We start from the raw sequence: 16,985 nt of genomic DNA, 5'->3' as shown, positions 1-16,985 counted from the left end.
ATATAGTTTGAAACTATAACTAGCTCTTGAAAACAAGAAAATGAGTTAGTGAAAATAAGTGGTACAATAGTTACTATAGATTTGGAGGTATTGTATGAGCAAAGAACTACACATCAACACAATTTTAGCCCAGGCGGGTATCAAGTCAGATAAGGCAACAGGTGCTTTAGTGACGCCACTTCATTTTTCAACCACTTATCAGCATCCGGAGTTCGGTCAGTCTACTGGATTTGACTATACGCGTACTAAAAACCCAACTCGCAGTAAGGCGGAGGAAGTCTTGGCGGCAATCGAATCAGCAGATTATGCCCTAGCGACAAGTTCAGGAATGGCTGCGATTGTACTGGCCTTTAGTGTTTTTCCAGTAGGAAGTAAAGTCTTGGCTGTTCGTGACCTTTATGGAGGCTCTTTCCGTTGGTTCAACCAAGTGGAGCAAGAAGGCCGTTTCCATTTTACCTATGCCAATACAGAAGAAGAGCTAATTGCTGAGTTAGAGAAAGATGTGGATGTTCTCTATATCGAAACACCAACCAATCCCTTGATGTTGGAATTTGATATTGCAAAACTTACAAAACTTGCTCATACCAAAGGTGCCAAGGTAGTGGTGGACAATACCTTCTACAGTCCAATTTACCAACGTCCGATTGAAGATGGTGCGGATATCGTTCTTCATTCTGCTACCAAGTATCTAGCAGGGCACAATGATGTTTTAGCTGGGGTGGTTGTGACTAATAGTTTAGAACTATATGAGCAACTTTTCTACAATTTGAATACGACTGGTGCGGTCTTGTCACCATTTGATAGTTATCAGTTGATTCGTGGTCTCAAAACTCTACCTCTTCGTATGGAACGTTCGACAGCCAATGCCCAAGAAGTGGTTGCTTTTTTGAAGGATTCACCTGCTGTTAAGGAAGTGCTCTATACAGGACGTGGGGGGATGATTTCCTTTAAAGTAGTGGATGAAAAACGTATTCCTCATATTTTAAATAGCCTCAAGGTCTTCTCTTTTGCTGAGAGTTTAGGTGGGGTGGAAAGCCTGATCACCTATCCGACGACTCAAACCCATGCGGATATTCCAGCAGAAGTGCGTCATTCCTATGGCTTAACAGATGACCTCTTGCGCTTGTCAATTGGGATTGAGGATGCCAGAGATTTGATTGCGGACTTGCGACAAGCTTTGGAAGGATAAGATAGATATGGGAAAATATGATTTTACAAGCCTGCCCAATCGTTTTGGGCATCATACCTATAAATGGAAAGAAGCGGAAGCTGATCGAGAAGTTCTACCAGCTTGGATAGCAGATATGGACTTTGTGGTTTTGCCTGAAGTTCGACAAGCTGTACAAGCCTACGCAGATCAGTTGGTCTATGGCTATACCTATGCCAGTGATGCTTTGATTGAGTCGGTTCAGGACTGGGAAGCCACACAACATGGCTATCACTTTGATAAGGATGCCCTCGTCTTTATCGAGGGTGTGGTACCAGCTATTTCAACAGCCATTCAAGCCTTTACAAAAGAAGGAGAGGCTGTTCTGATTAACACACCGGTCTATCCACCTTTTGCCCGCAGTGTCAAACTGAACAATCGCAGATTGATTACCAATTCTTTGGTGGAAAAGGACGGGCTGTTTGAGATTGACTTTGACCAGTTGGAGAAGGAATTGGTGGAAGAGGATGTGAAGCTTTATATCCTTTGCAATCCCCACAATCCTGGTGGACGTGTTTGGGAAAAGGAAGTGTTAGAAAAGATTGGGCATCTCTGCCAAAAACACGGTGTTTTGTTGGTTTCAGATGAGATTCACCAAGATTTGGCCCTCTTTGGTCACAAACACCAGTCATTCAATACCATTAATCCAGCTTTTAAAGACTTTGCCCTTATCTTGAGCAGTGCCACTAAGACCTTTAATATTGCTGGGACGAAAAATTCCTATGCAGTTATTGAAAATCCAAAGCTTCGTGTGGCTTTCCAAAAACGCCAGTTGGCCAATAACCAACATGAAATCTCAGGCTTGGGGTATTTGGCGACAGAAGCTGCCTACCGTTATGGCAAGGACTGGTTAGGAGAGTTAAAAGAAGTCATCGAGGACCACATTAACTATGTAGTGGATATTTTGGGCAACGAAACCAAGATTAAGGTCATGAAACCACAAGGTACCTACTTGATCTGGCTTGATTTTTCAGTCTATGAGCTAACGGATGACCGCTTGCAAGAGCTTTTGAAGAATGAAGCCAAGGTTATCTTGAATCGAGGTTTGGACTTTGGAGAGGAGGGAACTCTTCATGCCCGCCTCAATGTGGCTATGCCGAAGTCAGTACTGGAAGAGGTTTGCCAACGCATCGTGACCACTTTTGCTACACTTTAAAAATCGAGCCTTCTAGGAGAAAAGTCTTCCTAGAAGGCTATTTTCGTAGGGGAAAATGTGGTATAATGAAAAGATAAGATAAAGGGGTAACTATGGCTAAATTGATTCCGGGAAAGTTGCGCATGGAGGGGGTTGCACTCTATGAAACAGGCAACATTGAGATAATCAAGGAAAAAGGGAATCGCCTCTATACTCGTGTGGCGGGAGAAGACTTGCGCTACAGTTTAGAGGATGATCTGGTTTTTTGTGCTTGCGATTTTTTCCAAAAAAGAAGTTACTGTGTTCACCTCGCAGCGCTCGAGCATTATCTGAAGAATGATGAAGAAGGCCAGGTGATTTTACAAGCCTTAGAAAAAGGACATGAAGAGCAAGAAGAGGTCGAAACCAAGGTTAGTTTTGGCGGTAGTTTTTTGGAGTGTATCCAACCTCAGAAGAGAGAGAAAATCTACACTTTGTCGTCTCAAGGCCAGGTGGAAGCTGGAACCAATCGCCTCCTTTGGACTCTCCGAATCGGTTTAGCTGATAGTCAAAAATATTATGTCATTCGTGACATCCCTCTCTTTTTGAAGGTCTTAGTCCATCGAAAGCCATATATGATTGGGAAGCACTATGAAAATGACTTGTCTTGGGATGCTTTTGATACAGCTAGTCAAGAAGTTCTTACTTTTTTATGTGGCTTAATTGAGGAGGGACTGAGTCAAGACCTCTTTTTCCCCAATCAAGGTCGTCACCTCTTTTTCCCTCTGACCTTTTTTGAGCAGGGAGTGGAGTTGCTGATGAACTTGGAAGATTTTCATTTCGAACATCAGATTACTAGTTATGAAAATCTTCTCTTTCATGATTTAGATCCAGATGCAGAGATTTTCTCTTTTTCCGTGCAGGAGTATCCCGATTATTTTGAGATGGAAATTTCTGAGACTGACCGAGTTAACGTATTCTATGGGGGAGCGGTTCTCTTTCGTAAGGGGAATCTTTATCTCTTAAATCCTAAACAAATCAGCCTCCTAAAGGAAATAAAGGATCTCCCTCAGGAGGAAAGAGGGAGAAAATGCCTCCAGTTTGACAACAGTGATCGTGATCGTCTGGCCGCCTGTCTTCCTTTATTTGGACAGCTGGGTATAGTTTCTGCTCCTGAGCGCTTGCAAATCAGACCCTTTTCACCAATCTTTTACTTTGATAGGGAGGATGACGGCAGCATCCGTTTGGATATCCAATTTGACTATGGAGATGTTAAGGTGACTAGTCGTCAACAGCTGGAACAATTACCTTTTTCAAGTGATGCTGTCTTGGAAAACCAACTATTTCAAGTCTGTTTAGAGGCTGGTTTTGAGGCTGATTTTCAGTCTTGGAGACAGGCTTTGAAGCCAGAGGCAGTTTATTCTTTCTTTCACCGTACGATTCCAGCTTTTGAGAAGTTGGGTCAGGTTTTCTTGTCTGATGAGATGAATCAGCTCTACAGTGTCCAAGCTCCTCAGGTTCAGATTGAGTCCAAGGGAGGACTGTTGGAGATTCAGTTTGATTTCCAAGGGATTGCCCAAGAAGAGATTGATCAAGCTCTTAAAGCCCTGACCAGCAATCAGGATTTCTATATCAGTTCTTCTGATCAAGTGTACTTTTTTGATGAGGAAACTAAGCAGATTCGTCAAAATTTGCAGGAACTGGGGGTTGAGCTAAAAGATGGTTCTTTTCAAGCGCGAAAATCTCTGGCTTATAGCCTTTCTCAGCTTTTTGAAGGTCGAGACAGGATCTCCTTCTCGGAAGAATTTCAGCATTTAGCTCATGATTTGACCCATCCAGAGGACTTTCCTTTGGGAGATATACGGGTGCAGGCGAGTTTGAGAGACTATCAGGAAAAGGGTGTCCGTTGGCTCCAGATGCTTCATCACTATGGCTTTGGTGGCATCCTAGCCGATGATATGGGACTGGGAAAAACACTGCAAACTATTGCTTTTTTGACCAGTCAGGTGACAGAAGATAGTCGGGTCTTGATTTTGGCGCCGTCAGGTTTGATCTACAACTGGGCAGATGAATTCAGAAGATTTGCACCGCAATTGGATTTGGCAGTTGTTCATGGTTTGAAAGCGAATCGAGAAGAGATTCTTTCTCAAAATCATCAAATCTATGTGACTAGCTATGCGAGCTTTCGTCAAGACAGTGACCTCTATCAAGAGATGTCCTTTGATTTTCTCTTTTTAGATGAAGCCCAGATCATGAAAAATGCTCACACCAAGATTGCCCAGAGTTTGCGCCAGTTTGTGGTGCCAGCAGTCTTTGCCTTGTCAGGTACGCCCATAGAAAACCATCTAGGAGAGTTGTGGTCTATCTTTCAAATTGTGCTACCCGGTCTTTTACCGAACAAGAAAGAGTTTATGAAATTACCAGCTGAGCAGGTGGCGCAATTTATTAAGCCCTTTGTCATGAGACGTAAGAAAGAAGAAGTTCTAACAGAACTGCCTGATCTGATTGAAGTCGTCTATAAAAACGAACTGGAAGACCAGCAGAAGGCCATCTATCTGGCCCAGTTGCAACAGATGCGAGAGCGTCTAGCGCAAGTGACAGATCAAGAATTCCAGAGAAGTCGCGTAGAAATCTTATCTGGTCTCATGCGTTTGCGCCAGATCTGCGATACGCCAGCTCTCTTTATGGACGATTACCAAGGTGCCAGCGGTAAACTCGATAGTCTCCGAGATTTATTGCTACAAGTGGCTGATGGTGGGCATCGTGTCTTGATTTTCTCACAATTCAAAGGAATGTTGGAAAAAATTGAGCAAGAACTTCCAGACTTGGGTTTGACTTCTTTCAAAATCACAGGCTCAACTCCTGCTCAAGACAGGCAAGAGATGACCAAGGCCTTTAATCAGGGAGAAAGAGACGCCTTTCTCATCTCTCTGAAGGCAGGAGGTGTCGGTCTTAATCTAACGGGTGCTGATACCGTCATCCTAGTGGACCTCTGGTGGAATCCTGCGGTTGAAGCCCAAGCTATCGGACGTGCCCATCGTATGGGACAGGAGCAGAAGGTAGAGGTTTATCGCTTGATTACGAAAGGAACCATTGAAGAAAAGATTCAGGAACTTCAAGAACAGAAAAAGCATTTGGTTTCTCAGGTTTTAGATGGTACAGAGTCGCGTTCGAGCCTCAGTCTGGCAGAAATTCGAGAAATTTTAGGGATTTCTGAAGCCAACACTTGAAAAATCAAGACAATACGCTATAATGAAGAGTTGAAAGGAAATACAAAATGAAACAAGATCGATTTCCATTGGTGTCAGATGACGAGATCATGCTGACCGAAATGCCAGTCATGGACTTGTATGATGAGTCTGACTTTATCAGCAATATCAAAGGCGATTACCGAGATAAAAACTATTTAGAATGGTCCCCTATTGTTGAGGAAGCTAGTGTAGTTGCTCCTGTGGTTAGCAAAAAGCCAGAACCAGCTCCAGAGGTAAAAAAAGTTGAAAAGACTTATGCAGAGTTGGCTCGAGAAGAGGCGCGTGCGGATCTAAAAAAGAAACGTTCAGCCAAATACCTGACCCAAGATGTTAGCCATACCAGACGACACAATGGTTCAACACTTGTTTGTCAGGGAAATCAACCCACAGCGCCATTTCAAAAGGAAAATCCAGGTGAGTTTGCTAAATTTAGCAAAAACTTGAGCCAGTCCCACTATATTTTAGCTGAAGAAGCTGGACAAGTAGCGACTCCGAGTCTTGAAAATCAAGCTGGAAAAGCTAAAAAGAACAACTATGATTTTCTGAAGAAGAGCCAGATTTATAATAAAAAGAATAAGCAATCAGAACAGGAACGTCAGGTTGCCCAAGAGTTGAACCTGACAAGAATTACGGAATAAGGGAGAAAAGCATGTCAAAGACATATCATTTTATTGGAATTAAAGGATCAGGGATGAGTGCCTTGGCCTTGATGTTGCACCAAATGGGGCATAAGGTTCAAGGGTCAGACGTTGAAAAGTACTACTTTACACAACGTGGTTTAGAGCAAGCAGGAATTACCATTCTTCCGTTTGATGAAAAGAATCTGCAAGGCGATCTAGAGATTATCGCTGGGAATGCCTTTCGTCCAGATAATAATGTTGAAGTTGCCTACGCTGATCAAAATGGCCTCAGCTATAAACGTTATCACGAATTCCTCGGTAGCTTTATGCGCGACTTTGTCAGCATGGGAGTGGCAGGAGCACATGGAAAAACTTCAACGACAGGTATGTTGTCACACGTCTTGTCTCACATTACAGACACGAGCTTTTTGATTGGGGATGGAACAGGCCGTGGTTCAGCCAATGCCAAATATTTTGTCTTCGAATCAGACGAATATGAGCGCCATTTCATGCCTTATCATCCAGAATACTCTATCATCACCAATATTGACTTTGACCACCCAGACTACTTCACTAGTCTAGAAGATGTTTTCAATGCCTTTAATGACTATGCTAAACAAATCACGAAAGGTTTGTTTATCTACGGTGAGGATGCTGAGTTGCGTAAGATTACAGCCAATGCTCCGATTTACTATTATGGTTTTGAAGCTGAGGGCAATGACTTTGTAGCTAGCGATCTCCTTCGTTCAACAACTGGTTCGACCTTCACTGTTCATTTCCGTGGACAAGAGCTGGGGCAATTCCACATTCCAACCTTTGGCCGTCACAATATCATGAACGCGACAGCGGTAATTGGTTTGCTTTACACAGCAGGATTTGATTTGAACTTGGTTCGTGAACACTTGAAAACTTTTGCGGGTGTTAAGCGTCGTTTCACTGAGAAAATCGTTAATGATACGGTAATCATCGATGACTTTGCCCACCATCCAACAGAAATCATCGCGACCTTGGATGCGGCTCGCCAGAAATACCCAAGCAAGGAAATCGTGGCAATCTTCCAACCGCATACCTTCACTCGAACTATTGCCTTGTTAGATGATTTTGCACAAGCCTTGAATCAGGCAGATGCCGTTTACCTAGCTCAAATCTATGGATCTGCTCGTGAAGTGGACCATGGTGATGTCAAGGTAGAAGACCTAGCAAGCAAGATTACGAAGAAAAACCAAGTTATCACCGTTGAAAATGTATCGCCACTCCTTGACCATGACAATGCTGTTTACGTCTTTATGGGAGCAGGAGACATCCAAACCTATGAGTACTCATTTGAACGTCTCTTGTCAAACTTGACAAGCAACGTCCAATAGGAAAACCAAATGGAAATTCCAATTACTATAAGGCAAACCACCTTATCAGATCTAGATGAAATGTTGGCGATTGAAGAAGCCAATTTTTCAGCAGAAGGGGCAGTGAGTCGACAATTCTTAGAAGAGAGTATCCGCAAGTCTGCGGGTACCTTTCTTGTAGCTAGGGATGAAAATCAGCTGGTGGGCTATGTTCTTGGGGCTGAAGTGTCAGAAACACACACTCAAGCACTCCTAAACCTTGAAATCAAGCGTTTAGCCATTCATCCAGACCATCATGGACAAGGTTTGGGAACTCTTCTTCTTGCAGCCTTGAAACAGGTGACAGTCGAACTAGATTATCAAGGTATTCTTTTGCAGAGTCCTGATGAACTACTATCTTATTTTGAAATGAATGGCTTTGTTGAAGAAGAAGTGACAGGGATTCAATATGACAGTGGTTCTGAATGGTATCTGATTTGGGTCAATCCTTTTTATCAGGAGGAAATATGAAAATCAGACAAGCAAGATTTTCGGATTTGGACCGAATTTTCGAGATAGAGCTAGAGAATTTCTCCCTGGAAGAAGCCATTCCTCGTTCGATCTTTGAGGCGCATTTACGTGAAATTCAGACCAGCTTTCTCGTCGCTGAAAAAGAAGGACGTGTCCTTGGCTACATTGAAGGTCCAGTCGTCCCACACCGCCATCTCCAAGATCAGTCCTTTACAGAAGAAATAGCGGACCATAGTCACAAATCTGGAGGTTATATCTCTGTAACCTGTCTATCTATTGCCAAGGAAGCACAAGCTTTGGGTGTCGGTAAGAGATTGCTGACGGCCCTAAAAGAAGTGGCTTTAGAGCATGAAAGGGAAGGTATCAACCTGACCTGCCATGACTACTTGATTCCCTATTATGAAAAGCACGGTTTTGTTAATGAAGGAATATCCCAGTCAAGCTTTGCTGGGGAAACATGGTATGATATGGTTTGGCAGCCTGATAATAAAGAAAACTAGCTAGGGAATGCCCTAGTTGGTTGCTTTTCTGCGACTTTTAAGGTATAATATTAGGGATTGTCAACAAGGAGGTAATGCTTTTGACTGAAAAATCAAGAGAAGAAGAAAAATTAAGCTTTAAAGAGCAGATTCTACGTGATTTAGAAAGAGTAAAAGAACAAGATAGAAGAGAGAAAGAAGTAGAGATTCCAAATCTGACGGCTTCTTCATCTCCAGCTAGTTCAGCAACTCCTTCAGATATTGAACCAGAAACATCAACAGAAGAGTTGATGGCTGATTCCCTGTCTGTTGTCGATAAAATTCTAAAGAATGCACCAAGTGTTCCTCCACTTTCAAGTGCTAGAACTGATGAAACGGATGACCAAGAAGAGAAAGAGATTAGACAGCCAATCATTGATAAGATTGAAGTTGTAGAATCTGAAGAACCTCTAGTAGAGCCGATTCATATGGCTGAAGAACCTGTAGTGGAACCTGTTCAACCTAAGGTAGAACCAGTTGAGCTTAAACCCGAAGAAAAAGAATTTAACGATACTCCAACCAAGGTTGCCGTAACCTATAAAACAGAAGACAAGAAAGAGGAAATCACCCCAGGAATGCCTGAAAGAGTTGAGCCTGTTTCTACAGAATCTACCAGTGGATTAGCTGATGCTCCACGTCGTAGTCGTCGTCAAGGTGCAACATCAACTAAGAAAAAGAAAAAATCAAAAGCTAAAGGTTGCCTAGTAACAGTTCTAGTTCTCCTAGTACTCGTTACAGTTGGTGGTTACTTTGGTTATGGTTACGTTCAAGATTCCTTGAAACCTGTGGATGCAAGCTCTAAGGATTACGTAACGGTTCAAATCCCAGACGGTGCAAATGTTCAAGAAATTGGAAGCACCTTGGAAAAATCTGGTTTGGTTAAACATGGACTGATCTTTAGCCTTTATGCTAAATACTATAGTCATGCCAACTTGAAGTCAGGTTATTACAACTTGAAGAAGAGTATGAGTACGGATGAGTTGATTCAAGAATTGCAAAAAGGTGGAACTCCTGAAGCTCAGGCACCTGTTCTTGCAAACTTGACAATTCCAGAAGGCTATACATTAGAGCAAATCGCTCAAACAGTAGGACAACTTCAAGGTGAATTTAAAGAACCTCTTACTGCGGATGCTTTCTTGGCAAAAGTTCAAGATGAGACCTTTATCTCACAATTAGTAGCCAAGTATCCAAACCTACTTGGAAGCCTCCCAACAAAAGACAGTGGCGTTCGCTATCGTCTTGAAGGATACCTTTTCCCAGCAACCTACACTATCAAAGACAGCACAACTGTTGAAAGCTTGATTGATGAAATGGTTGCGGCTATGGACAAGGCTATGTCACCATATTACGCTACGATTAAAGAAAAGAATCTGACAGTTAATGAATTGCTCAGCATTGCTTCTCTTGTCGAAAAAGAAGGTGCTAAGACCGAAGACCGCAAGAAAATCGCAGGTGTCTTCTATAACCGTTTGAATGTCGGCATGCCACTTCAAAGCAACATTGCTATCTTGTATGCTGAAGGCAAGCTTGGTCAAAAGATTAGTCTAGCTGATGACACTGCAATTGATACAAATATCGACTCACCATACAATGTCTATACGCACCTTGGCCTCATGCCTGGACCAGTTGATAGTCCAAGTCTGGATGCTATTGAAGCAAGTGTAAATCAGACAAAGAGTGACTACTTGTACTTTGTAGCCAATGTAGAAGATGGTAAAGTATACTTTGCAACAACCAAAGAAGAACATGATCAAAATGTTGCAGAGCATATCAATAGCAAATTACCCCAATCAAGTAGTTCAAACTAAAATTATGTGGTTTTCCACATAATTTTGTTTTAAAAACCTAATAGAAAAAGAAAGTTGAGAAAAATGGCAGAAAAAACTTACCCAATGACCCTTGAAGAAAAGGAAAAACTTGAAAAAGAATTAGAAGAATTGAAACTCGTTCGTCGTCCCGAAGTTGTAGAGCGTATCAAAATCGCTCGTTCATACGGAGACCTTTCAGAAAACAGTGAATATGAAGCAGCAAAAGATGAACAAGCCTTTGTTGAAGGACAAATCTCTAGTTTGGAAACAAAGATTCGCTATGCTGAAATCGTCAACAGCGATGCAGTTGCACTGGATGAAGTTGCGATTGGTAAGACTGTAACTATCCAAGAAGTCGGTGAAGACGATGAAGAAGTTTACATCATCGTTGGTTCTGCGGGTGCAGATGCTTTTGCTGGTAAAGTATCAAATGAGAGTCCGATTGGACAAGCCTTGATTGGTAAAAAGACTGGAGATACAGCAACCATCGAGACACCAGTTGGCAGCTATCAAGTAAAAATTTTGAAGGTTGAAAAAACAGCTTAATGAGAATAAAAAGGAGTAGGGGAGGCTTTTCGCCTCGTTCAACTCCTTTTTGGTTTTTTAGATGAAATGGGGGACCATATGAGTGAATACAAGAAGAAAAATAAAATGGAGCGTGGATTAACCAATCGCCATGTTCAGGTGATGGCTATTGCGGGAACAATCGGAACAGGACTTTTCCTAGGTGCTGGTCGCTCTATCAGCCTTACAGGACCTTCGATCATCCTGATTTATATGATTACAGGAGCCTTTATGTTTTTGATGATGAGAGCTGTTGGGGAGATGCTGTATCAGGATCCAGAACAGCATACCTTTATCAACTTTATCACCCGTCATTTGGGGAAAGGCTGGGGATATTTTTCAGTTTGGTCTTATTGGTTGTCTGTTGACTTTATCGGTATGGCAGAAATCACTGCCATCTCAGACTATGTCCGCTTCTGGTTCCCTACCTGGCCTAGCTGGATGATTCAGCTTGTCTTTTTAACGATTTTGGCTTTGGTCAACTTGATTGCGGTTAAGCTCTTTGGAGAAGTCGAGTTTTGGTTTGCTATGGTCAAGATTGTGGCGATTTTAGCCATGATTGCCACTGGGGTCTTTATGGTTTTGACGGGCTTTAAGACACCTCATGGTGTTACAAGTTTGGCAAATATCAGCGACCAGTTCTCTCTTTTTCCAAATGGAGTTATGAACTTTGTCATGGCCTTTCAAATGGTATTTTTTGCCTATCTGATGATTGAGTTTATCGGGGTGACAACATCTGAAACAAAGAACCCTCGTCAGGTCTTGCCCAAAGCTGTTAAGGAAATTCCTCTCAGAATTATCTTCTTCTATGGAGGAGCTCTTATTGCGATTATGGCCATTATTCCTTGGTCCTATCTTAATTCTTCAGATTCTCCATTTGTAACGGTTTTTGAACTGGCGGGGATCAAGTGGGCAGCGGCTCTAATCAACTTTGTTGTCTTGACCTCAGCAGCGTCTGCTCTTAACTCAACTCTCTACTCAACAGGGAGACACTTATATCAGATTGCCCATGATTCGCCCAATCGTTTCTTAAAGGCCATCAAGGTCGATACCCTTTCTCGCCACAATGTTCCACAAAATGCCATCATTGCCTCAGCAATCTTGATTGCTCTGGCTGCCTTTATCAATGTGTTGCCTGGTGTTTCAGATGCTTTTGCTTTAATTACGGCATCTTCATCAGGTGTCTATATTGCAATTTATATCTTGATTATGGTGGCTCACTTCAAATACCGCAAGTCACAAGACTTCATGGCGGATGGCTACCTCATGCCTCAGTATCGTTTGCTCAATCCCCTAACCATCCTCTTTTTTGTCTTTGTTTTTGTGACCCTCTTTTTGCAAGAGTCGACTTTCATGGGGGCAGTTGGTTCTGCTATTTGGATCCTTGTTTTTGGGATTTATAGTCAGTGGAAATTTAGAAAATAAATCATGAACTCATCAACTCTGTTTGGTGAGTTTTTTCTTGTTTGACAGTCGATCGAAATAAGGCTATAATCAAGCTGTAGCAGTTTATTAGGAGGTTTGGATGTACCTTAGATTGGAAAATAAGGAATCGCATAAAGCGCAAGAAATCGCGAATCAAATTCGTGCTTATAATCGTTCCAAAAGAGAAGAGGCTGAGAGCGTGCCACTGAATCTTTATCTCGAAGACGAAAAGGGCAATCTCATGGCGGGCTTAGTAGCAGAGACTTTCGGAAATTGGTTGGAAATCGAATATTTGTTTGTCAAAGAGGAATTAAGGGGACAAGGAATTGGTTCGCAACTACTGCAGCAAGCAGAAAATGAAGCCAAGAATCGAAACTGTCGTTTTGCTTTTGTCAATACCTACCAGTTTCAAGCACCAGATTTTTATCTAAGTCATGGCTACAAGGAAGTTTTTACCTTGCAAGACTATCCATACACAGGACAAAGATATTATTACCAAAAGGATTTGTAAGCTGAATATGAAAGTATAAAGCAAAGAGGAAATCTTCACATCACTATGGAGGTAGGCAGATGAACATAATATTGGATATGGGCAACGTTTTATTAGAATGGAACAAGGATAAGATTTTGCAGGGTGTTTCGGATACGAAGGAAGAATATTTGATTTTAGATAAGGCCATTTTTCAGTCGGGACTTTGGGAAAGATTAGATCTTGGAACCATGACGAGAGAAGAGTTGGTGCTTAAAGTTGTGTTAATGATTGGCAGGACCTATCAAAAGAAGGTCGAAGAAGTTATCTGGAATTGGTCTAGCTATATCGCTATTTATACGGAAGTCTTTTCTGTCTTGTCAGAACTAAAGAAAAAGGGGCATCGCATCTTTGTCTTGTCCAATACCTCAAAGGTATTTTACGACTTGCTGGAAGAGCAACTATCTCCCTTAAAGGATCTTTTGGATGGTTTTGTTCTATCCTGTGATATAAAAGCTATAAAGCCTGATTTGGCAATGTTTAAGGAGATTCTCGATAAATACAAGTTAGATCCTACAAATTGTGTTTTTCTAGATGATATTGAGGACAATACAATCGCAGCTGAGAAATTGGGAATTAAGGCCCATCAGGTCAAGAAAAGAAGTGATGTCGTCGATATTTTGAAATCCTATATTTAAACTCAGAACTCTCTATTATTTTGTGGTAGAGAGTTTTTTGTTAATAAAATCTTACAAAATGACATTTATATATTGCATTAAGTTAGATATATGGTATAATGTATTTGAGAAAAGGAGTGTAACTTTTTAAAAATTAAAAGGAGGAAACAAGTGGTTAAAAATTTAAAGTTAAAGCTAGCTCGAGTTGAGTTAGATATGACACAAGGGGATTTGGCAGAGGCCGTTGGGGTTACGCGGCAGACTATCGGCTTGATAGAAGCAGGGAAATATAATCCTAGCCTCTCCCTTTGCCAGTCCATTTGCAGATGCTTAGGTAAAACTTTGGATCAATTATTTTGGGAGGAAGAAGATGAAAAATAGATTTTTTTATTATCAATTATTAGACGAAAGAGAAGAACAACTGTTTAACAAAGCTGGGACAGAGTCTTTTTATATGTTTATCGGGCTCATTCTGGTAAGTTATTTGATGGCTGTATTAGCACCTGCTCTTTTTAATCCTAATATTCTTCTGGTTACCCTTCTGTTAGGAATTTTATTCTTTTTCAATCGTGCACGACAACTTGGAGTGACCTACTATAGTCGTTTTCATTTTACAATTTTAGGGTGTTTGCTGGTAACTCTCGCTATTACGACTCTTTTGATGTTGCAGAATTATCAATTTAACATAGAAATTTATCAGCACAATCCTTTGAACGTTAAATACTTATCTGCTTGGGTCATTACTTATCTGATTTACCTTCCTTGGGTTTTTATCGGTAATCTCGGCCTTAAAAGTTATGGCGAATGGGCTCAAAAAAAGTTTGAACAAGATATGGATGAACTGGAGAATGGAGAATAGCTTGTTAGCTTTTTATCAATCCAGATAAAATGTGTTATAATAGTACTAATTTATCGTACGGTGTGAAAGTGGTAGAATACGTTCATACCTTTGTAAAGTAGGAAGAAGGAAAACAGATGTATCCAGATGATAGTTTGACATTGCACACGGACTTGTACCAGATCAACATGATGCAAGTTTACTTTGACCAAGGAATTCACAATAAAAAGGCGGTTTTTGAGGTCTATTTCCGTCAGCAACCGTTTAATAACGGCTATGCGGTTTTTGCTGGTTTGGAAAGAATTGTACATTATCTTGAAGACTTACGCTTCTCAGATAGCGATATTGCCTACTTGGAGACGCTTGGGTATCATGGAGAATTCTTGGATTATCTACGAAATCTCAAGTTGGAACTAACGGTTCGTTCTGCTCAGGAAGGGGACTTGGTTTTTGCTAATGAGCCGATTGTACAGGTTGAAGGCCCTCTTGCCCAATGTCAATTGGTCGAAACGGCTCTCTTGAACATCGTTAACTTTCAAACCTTGATAGCGACCAAGGCAGCACGTATTCGTTCAGTCATTGAAGATGAGCCCTTGATGGAATTCGGGACACGTCGTGCGCAAGAAATGGATGCGGCTATCTGGGGAACACGCGCAGCCGTGATTGGTGGAGCCAACGGGACTAGCAATGTGCGAGCAGGGAAGCTCTTTGGTATTCCAGTATTGGGTACTCATGCGCATGCCTTGGTACAGGTTTATGGAAACGACTATGAAGCCTTTAAGGCCTATGCTTCAACCCATCGTGACTGTGTCTTTCTAGTAGATACTTATGATACGCTTCGCATTGGTGTGCCAGCTGCCATTCAGGTAGCGCGTGAACTGGGAGAGAAGATTAATTTTAAAGGTGTTCGTATCGACTCGGGGGATATAGCCTATATTTCCAAGAAAGTTCGCCAACAGTTAGATGAGGCTGGATACCCAGATGCCAAAATTTACGCTTCCAATGACCTCGATGAAAATACTATTCTTAACCTCAAAATGCAACACGCTAAGATTGATGTCTGGGGTGTCGGAACCAAGCTGATTACAGCCTATGACCAGCCTGCTCTTGGGGCAGTTTATAAGATTGTAGCTATCGAAGATGAAACTGGTAAGATGCGCAATACCATCAAGCTTTCAAGCAATGCTGAAAAAGTGTCGACACCAGGTAAGAAGCAGGTATGGCGGATTACCAGTCGTGAAAAAGGCAAGTCAGAAGGTGACTACATCACCTATGACGGTGTGGATGTTGCCAGCATGACAGAAATCAAAATGTTCCATCCGACCTATACTTACATTAAGAAAACCGTTCGAAACTTTGATGCCGTTCCTCTCTTGGTGGATATCTTTAAAGAAGGAAAATTGGTTTACGATTTGCCTAGTTTGACTGAGATTCAGTCCTATGCTCGCAAGGAATTTGACAAGCTTTGGGATGAGTATAAACGGGTGCTCAATCCACAGCACTATCCAGTAGATTTGGCGCGTGATATTTGGCAAGATAAGATGGATTTGATTGATAAGATGCGCAAGGAAGCCCTTGGCGAAGGAGAAGAAGAATGAGTTTGCAAGAGACCATTATCCAGCAACTAGGGGTTAAACCAGTGATTGACGCCCAGGAAGAAATTCGTCGTTCGATTGACTTCTTAAAAAAATACCTGAAAAAACATCCCTTCCTTAAAAGTTTTGTTCTAGGAATTTCTGGAGGACAGGACTCGACTTTAGCGGGACGTTTGGCGCAATTAGCTATGGAAGAAATGCGAGCAGAAACTGGAGATGACAGCTACCAATTTATCGCTGTTCGTCTCCCTTATGGAGTCCAAGCTGACGAAGAGGATGCCCAAAAAGCCCTTGCTTTCATCCAACCAGATGTCAGTGTGGTAGTCAATATCAAGGACTCTGTTGATGCTATGGCCTTAGCGGTAGAAGCTACAGGCAGTCCAATGACAGATTTTAATAAAGGAAATATCAAGGCTCGTAGTCGTATGATTGCTCAATATGCGCTTGCTGGAGCCCATAGCGGAGCTGTTATTGGGACTGATCATGCAGCTGAAAATATCACAGGTTTCTTTACTAAGTTTGGTGATGGTGGTGCGGATATTCTTCCTCTTTACCGCCTCAATAAACGCCAAGGGAAACAACTCTTGAAGGAATTTGGTGCAGACCCAGCACTTTATGAAAAAATCCCAACAGCAGACCTAGAAGAAGACAAACCTGGACTTGCTGACGAAGTCGCACTTGGAGTCACTTACAATGAAATTGATGATTATCTCGAAGGAAAAACAATCAGCCCAGAAGCCCAAGTGAATATTGAAAACTGGTGGCACAAAGGCCAACACAAACGCCACCTACCCATCACCGTATTTGATGACTTTTGGGAGTAAAAATCTCCAGTGGAGGTTTTTAGCCTCTCACCTTGAAATAAAAAAGTGAGAGTTAGTCCTGGGGACCTTTTCAGCCCGAGTCTAGAAATGAGAAAGCGAGGAAGGTCCTGTAGACCTTTTTACCCTGAGTCTAGAAACGAGAAAGCGAGGCAGATTCGGTAACTCGTAGAGTTCGATTTTCGTTGTCTCACCCCCGCAACGATGACTAGGTTTGAAAAAGCT

General features: G+C 41.9%; 16 protein-coding genes. All 16 read left to right on the top strand.

Translation table 11 applies throughout. The annotated features are described in order from the left end of the window. Nucleotides 1–94 precede the first annotated feature (94 nt). The 16 genes from ACUW6H_RS04135 to nadE all read left to right on the top strand — a co-directional run bounded on the left by ACUW6H_RS04135 (nucleotide 95) and on the right by nadE (nucleotide 16,763). Nucleotides 95–1,189, top strand: a complete 1,095-nt coding sequence (locus ACUW6H_RS04135) for a cystathionine gamma-synthase (RefSeq protein ID WP_454361489.1) — start codon at nucleotides 95–97, stop codon at nucleotides 1,187–1,189. Nucleotides 1,190–1,196: 7 nt separating this feature from the next. Then, entirely contained in the window at nucleotides 1,197–2,363 is a 1,167-nt protein-coding gene (locus ACUW6H_RS04130) for a MalY/PatB family protein (protein ID WP_000521336.1), read from the top strand. Nucleotides 2,364–2,455: 92 nt separating this feature from the next. Beyond that, entirely contained in the window at nucleotides 2,456–5,551 is a 3,096-nt protein-coding gene (locus ACUW6H_RS04125) for a DEAD/DEAH box helicase (protein ID WP_454361486.1), read from the top strand. A gap of 47 nt (nucleotides 5,552–5,598) precedes the next feature. Then, a complete protein-coding gene (locus ACUW6H_RS04120) occupies nucleotides 5,599–6,210 on the top strand; it encodes a cystathionine gamma-synthase (RefSeq protein ID WP_454361484.1) in 612 nt (203 codons plus the stop codon). 11 nt (nucleotides 6,211–6,221) lie between these two features. Beyond that, the gene (murC, locus tag ACUW6H_RS04115; protein WP_454361481.1) at nucleotides 6,222–7,556 is read left to right on the top strand and encodes a UDP-N-acetylmuramate--L-alanine ligase; all 1,335 of its coding nucleotides are present in this window, start codon (nucleotides 6,222–6,224) and stop codon (nucleotides 7,554–7,556) included. A gap of 9 nt (nucleotides 7,557–7,565) precedes the next feature. Continuing rightward, nucleotides 7,566–8,045, top strand: coding sequence for a GNAT family N-acetyltransferase (locus ACUW6H_RS04110; RefSeq protein WP_454361479.1), 480 nt, complete (start codon nucleotides 7,566–7,568; stop codon nucleotides 8,043–8,045). Then, entirely contained in the window at nucleotides 8,042–8,545 is a 504-nt protein-coding gene (locus ACUW6H_RS04105; protein ID WP_454361477.1) for a GNAT family N-acetyltransferase, read from the top strand. Before ACUW6H_RS04110 ends, ACUW6H_RS04105 begins: the two co-directional genes overlap by 4 nt. Nucleotides 8,546–8,619: 74 nt before the next feature. Next, complete coding sequence (gene mltG / locus ACUW6H_RS04100) at nucleotides 8,620–10,371, top strand: endolytic transglycosylase MltG (protein ID WP_454361475.1); 1,752 nt, start codon at nucleotides 8,620–8,622, stop codon at nucleotides 10,369–10,371. Between the two features lie 63 nt (nucleotides 10,372–10,434). After that, on the top strand, nucleotides 10,435–10,917 hold the full coding sequence (greA, locus tag ACUW6H_RS04095) for a transcription elongation factor GreA (protein ID WP_000818752.1): 483 nt from the start codon (nucleotides 10,435–10,437) through the stop codon (nucleotides 10,915–10,917). Between the two features lie 78 nt (nucleotides 10,918–10,995). After that, nucleotides 10,996–12,360 (top strand): amino acid permease, encoded by a 1,365-nt coding sequence (locus ACUW6H_RS04090; RefSeq protein WP_454361472.1) that lies wholly within the window; start codon nucleotides 10,996–10,998, stop codon nucleotides 12,358–12,360. Between the two features lie 100 nt (nucleotides 12,361–12,460). Beyond that, complete coding sequence (locus tag ACUW6H_RS04085; protein WP_454361470.1) at nucleotides 12,461–12,871, top strand: GNAT family N-acetyltransferase; 411 nt, start codon at nucleotides 12,461–12,463, stop codon at nucleotides 12,869–12,871. Between the two features lie 59 nt (nucleotides 12,872–12,930). After that, on the top strand, nucleotides 12,931–13,527 hold the full coding sequence (locus ACUW6H_RS04080) for an HAD family hydrolase (RefSeq protein ID WP_454361468.1): 597 nt from the start codon (nucleotides 12,931–12,933) through the stop codon (nucleotides 13,525–13,527). 150 nt (nucleotides 13,528–13,677) lie between these two features. After that, a complete protein-coding gene (locus ACUW6H_RS04075; protein ID WP_006151491.1) occupies nucleotides 13,678–13,887 on the top strand; it encodes a helix-turn-helix transcriptional regulator in 210 nt (69 codons plus the stop codon). Continuing rightward, the gene (locus ACUW6H_RS04070) at nucleotides 13,877–14,365 is read left to right on the top strand and encodes a DUF6773 family protein (RefSeq protein WP_454361466.1); all 489 of its coding nucleotides are present in this window, start codon (nucleotides 13,877–13,879) and stop codon (nucleotides 14,363–14,365) included. Before ACUW6H_RS04075 ends, ACUW6H_RS04070 begins: the two co-directional genes overlap by 11 nt. A gap of 116 nt (nucleotides 14,366–14,481) precedes the next feature. Further along, nucleotides 14,482–15,942 (top strand): nicotinate phosphoribosyltransferase, encoded by a 1,461-nt coding sequence (locus ACUW6H_RS04065; RefSeq protein ID WP_454361464.1) that lies wholly within the window; start codon nucleotides 14,482–14,484, stop codon nucleotides 15,940–15,942. After that, nucleotides 15,939–16,763 (top strand): ammonia-dependent NAD(+) synthetase, encoded by an 825-nt coding sequence (gene nadE, locus ACUW6H_RS04060; RefSeq protein ID WP_454361462.1) that lies wholly within the window; start codon nucleotides 15,939–15,941, stop codon nucleotides 16,761–16,763. The genes ACUW6H_RS04065 and nadE overlap by 4 nt, the downstream gene beginning before the upstream one ends. The last annotated feature ends 222 nt before the right edge of the window (nucleotides 16,764–16,985 follow it).

The sequence above is a fragment of the Streptococcus sp. 151470009-6 genome (assembly GCF_053628175.1).
Note: the sequence above shows the minus strand (reverse complement) of the source record. Positions and strands in the feature narration are given on the sequence as shown.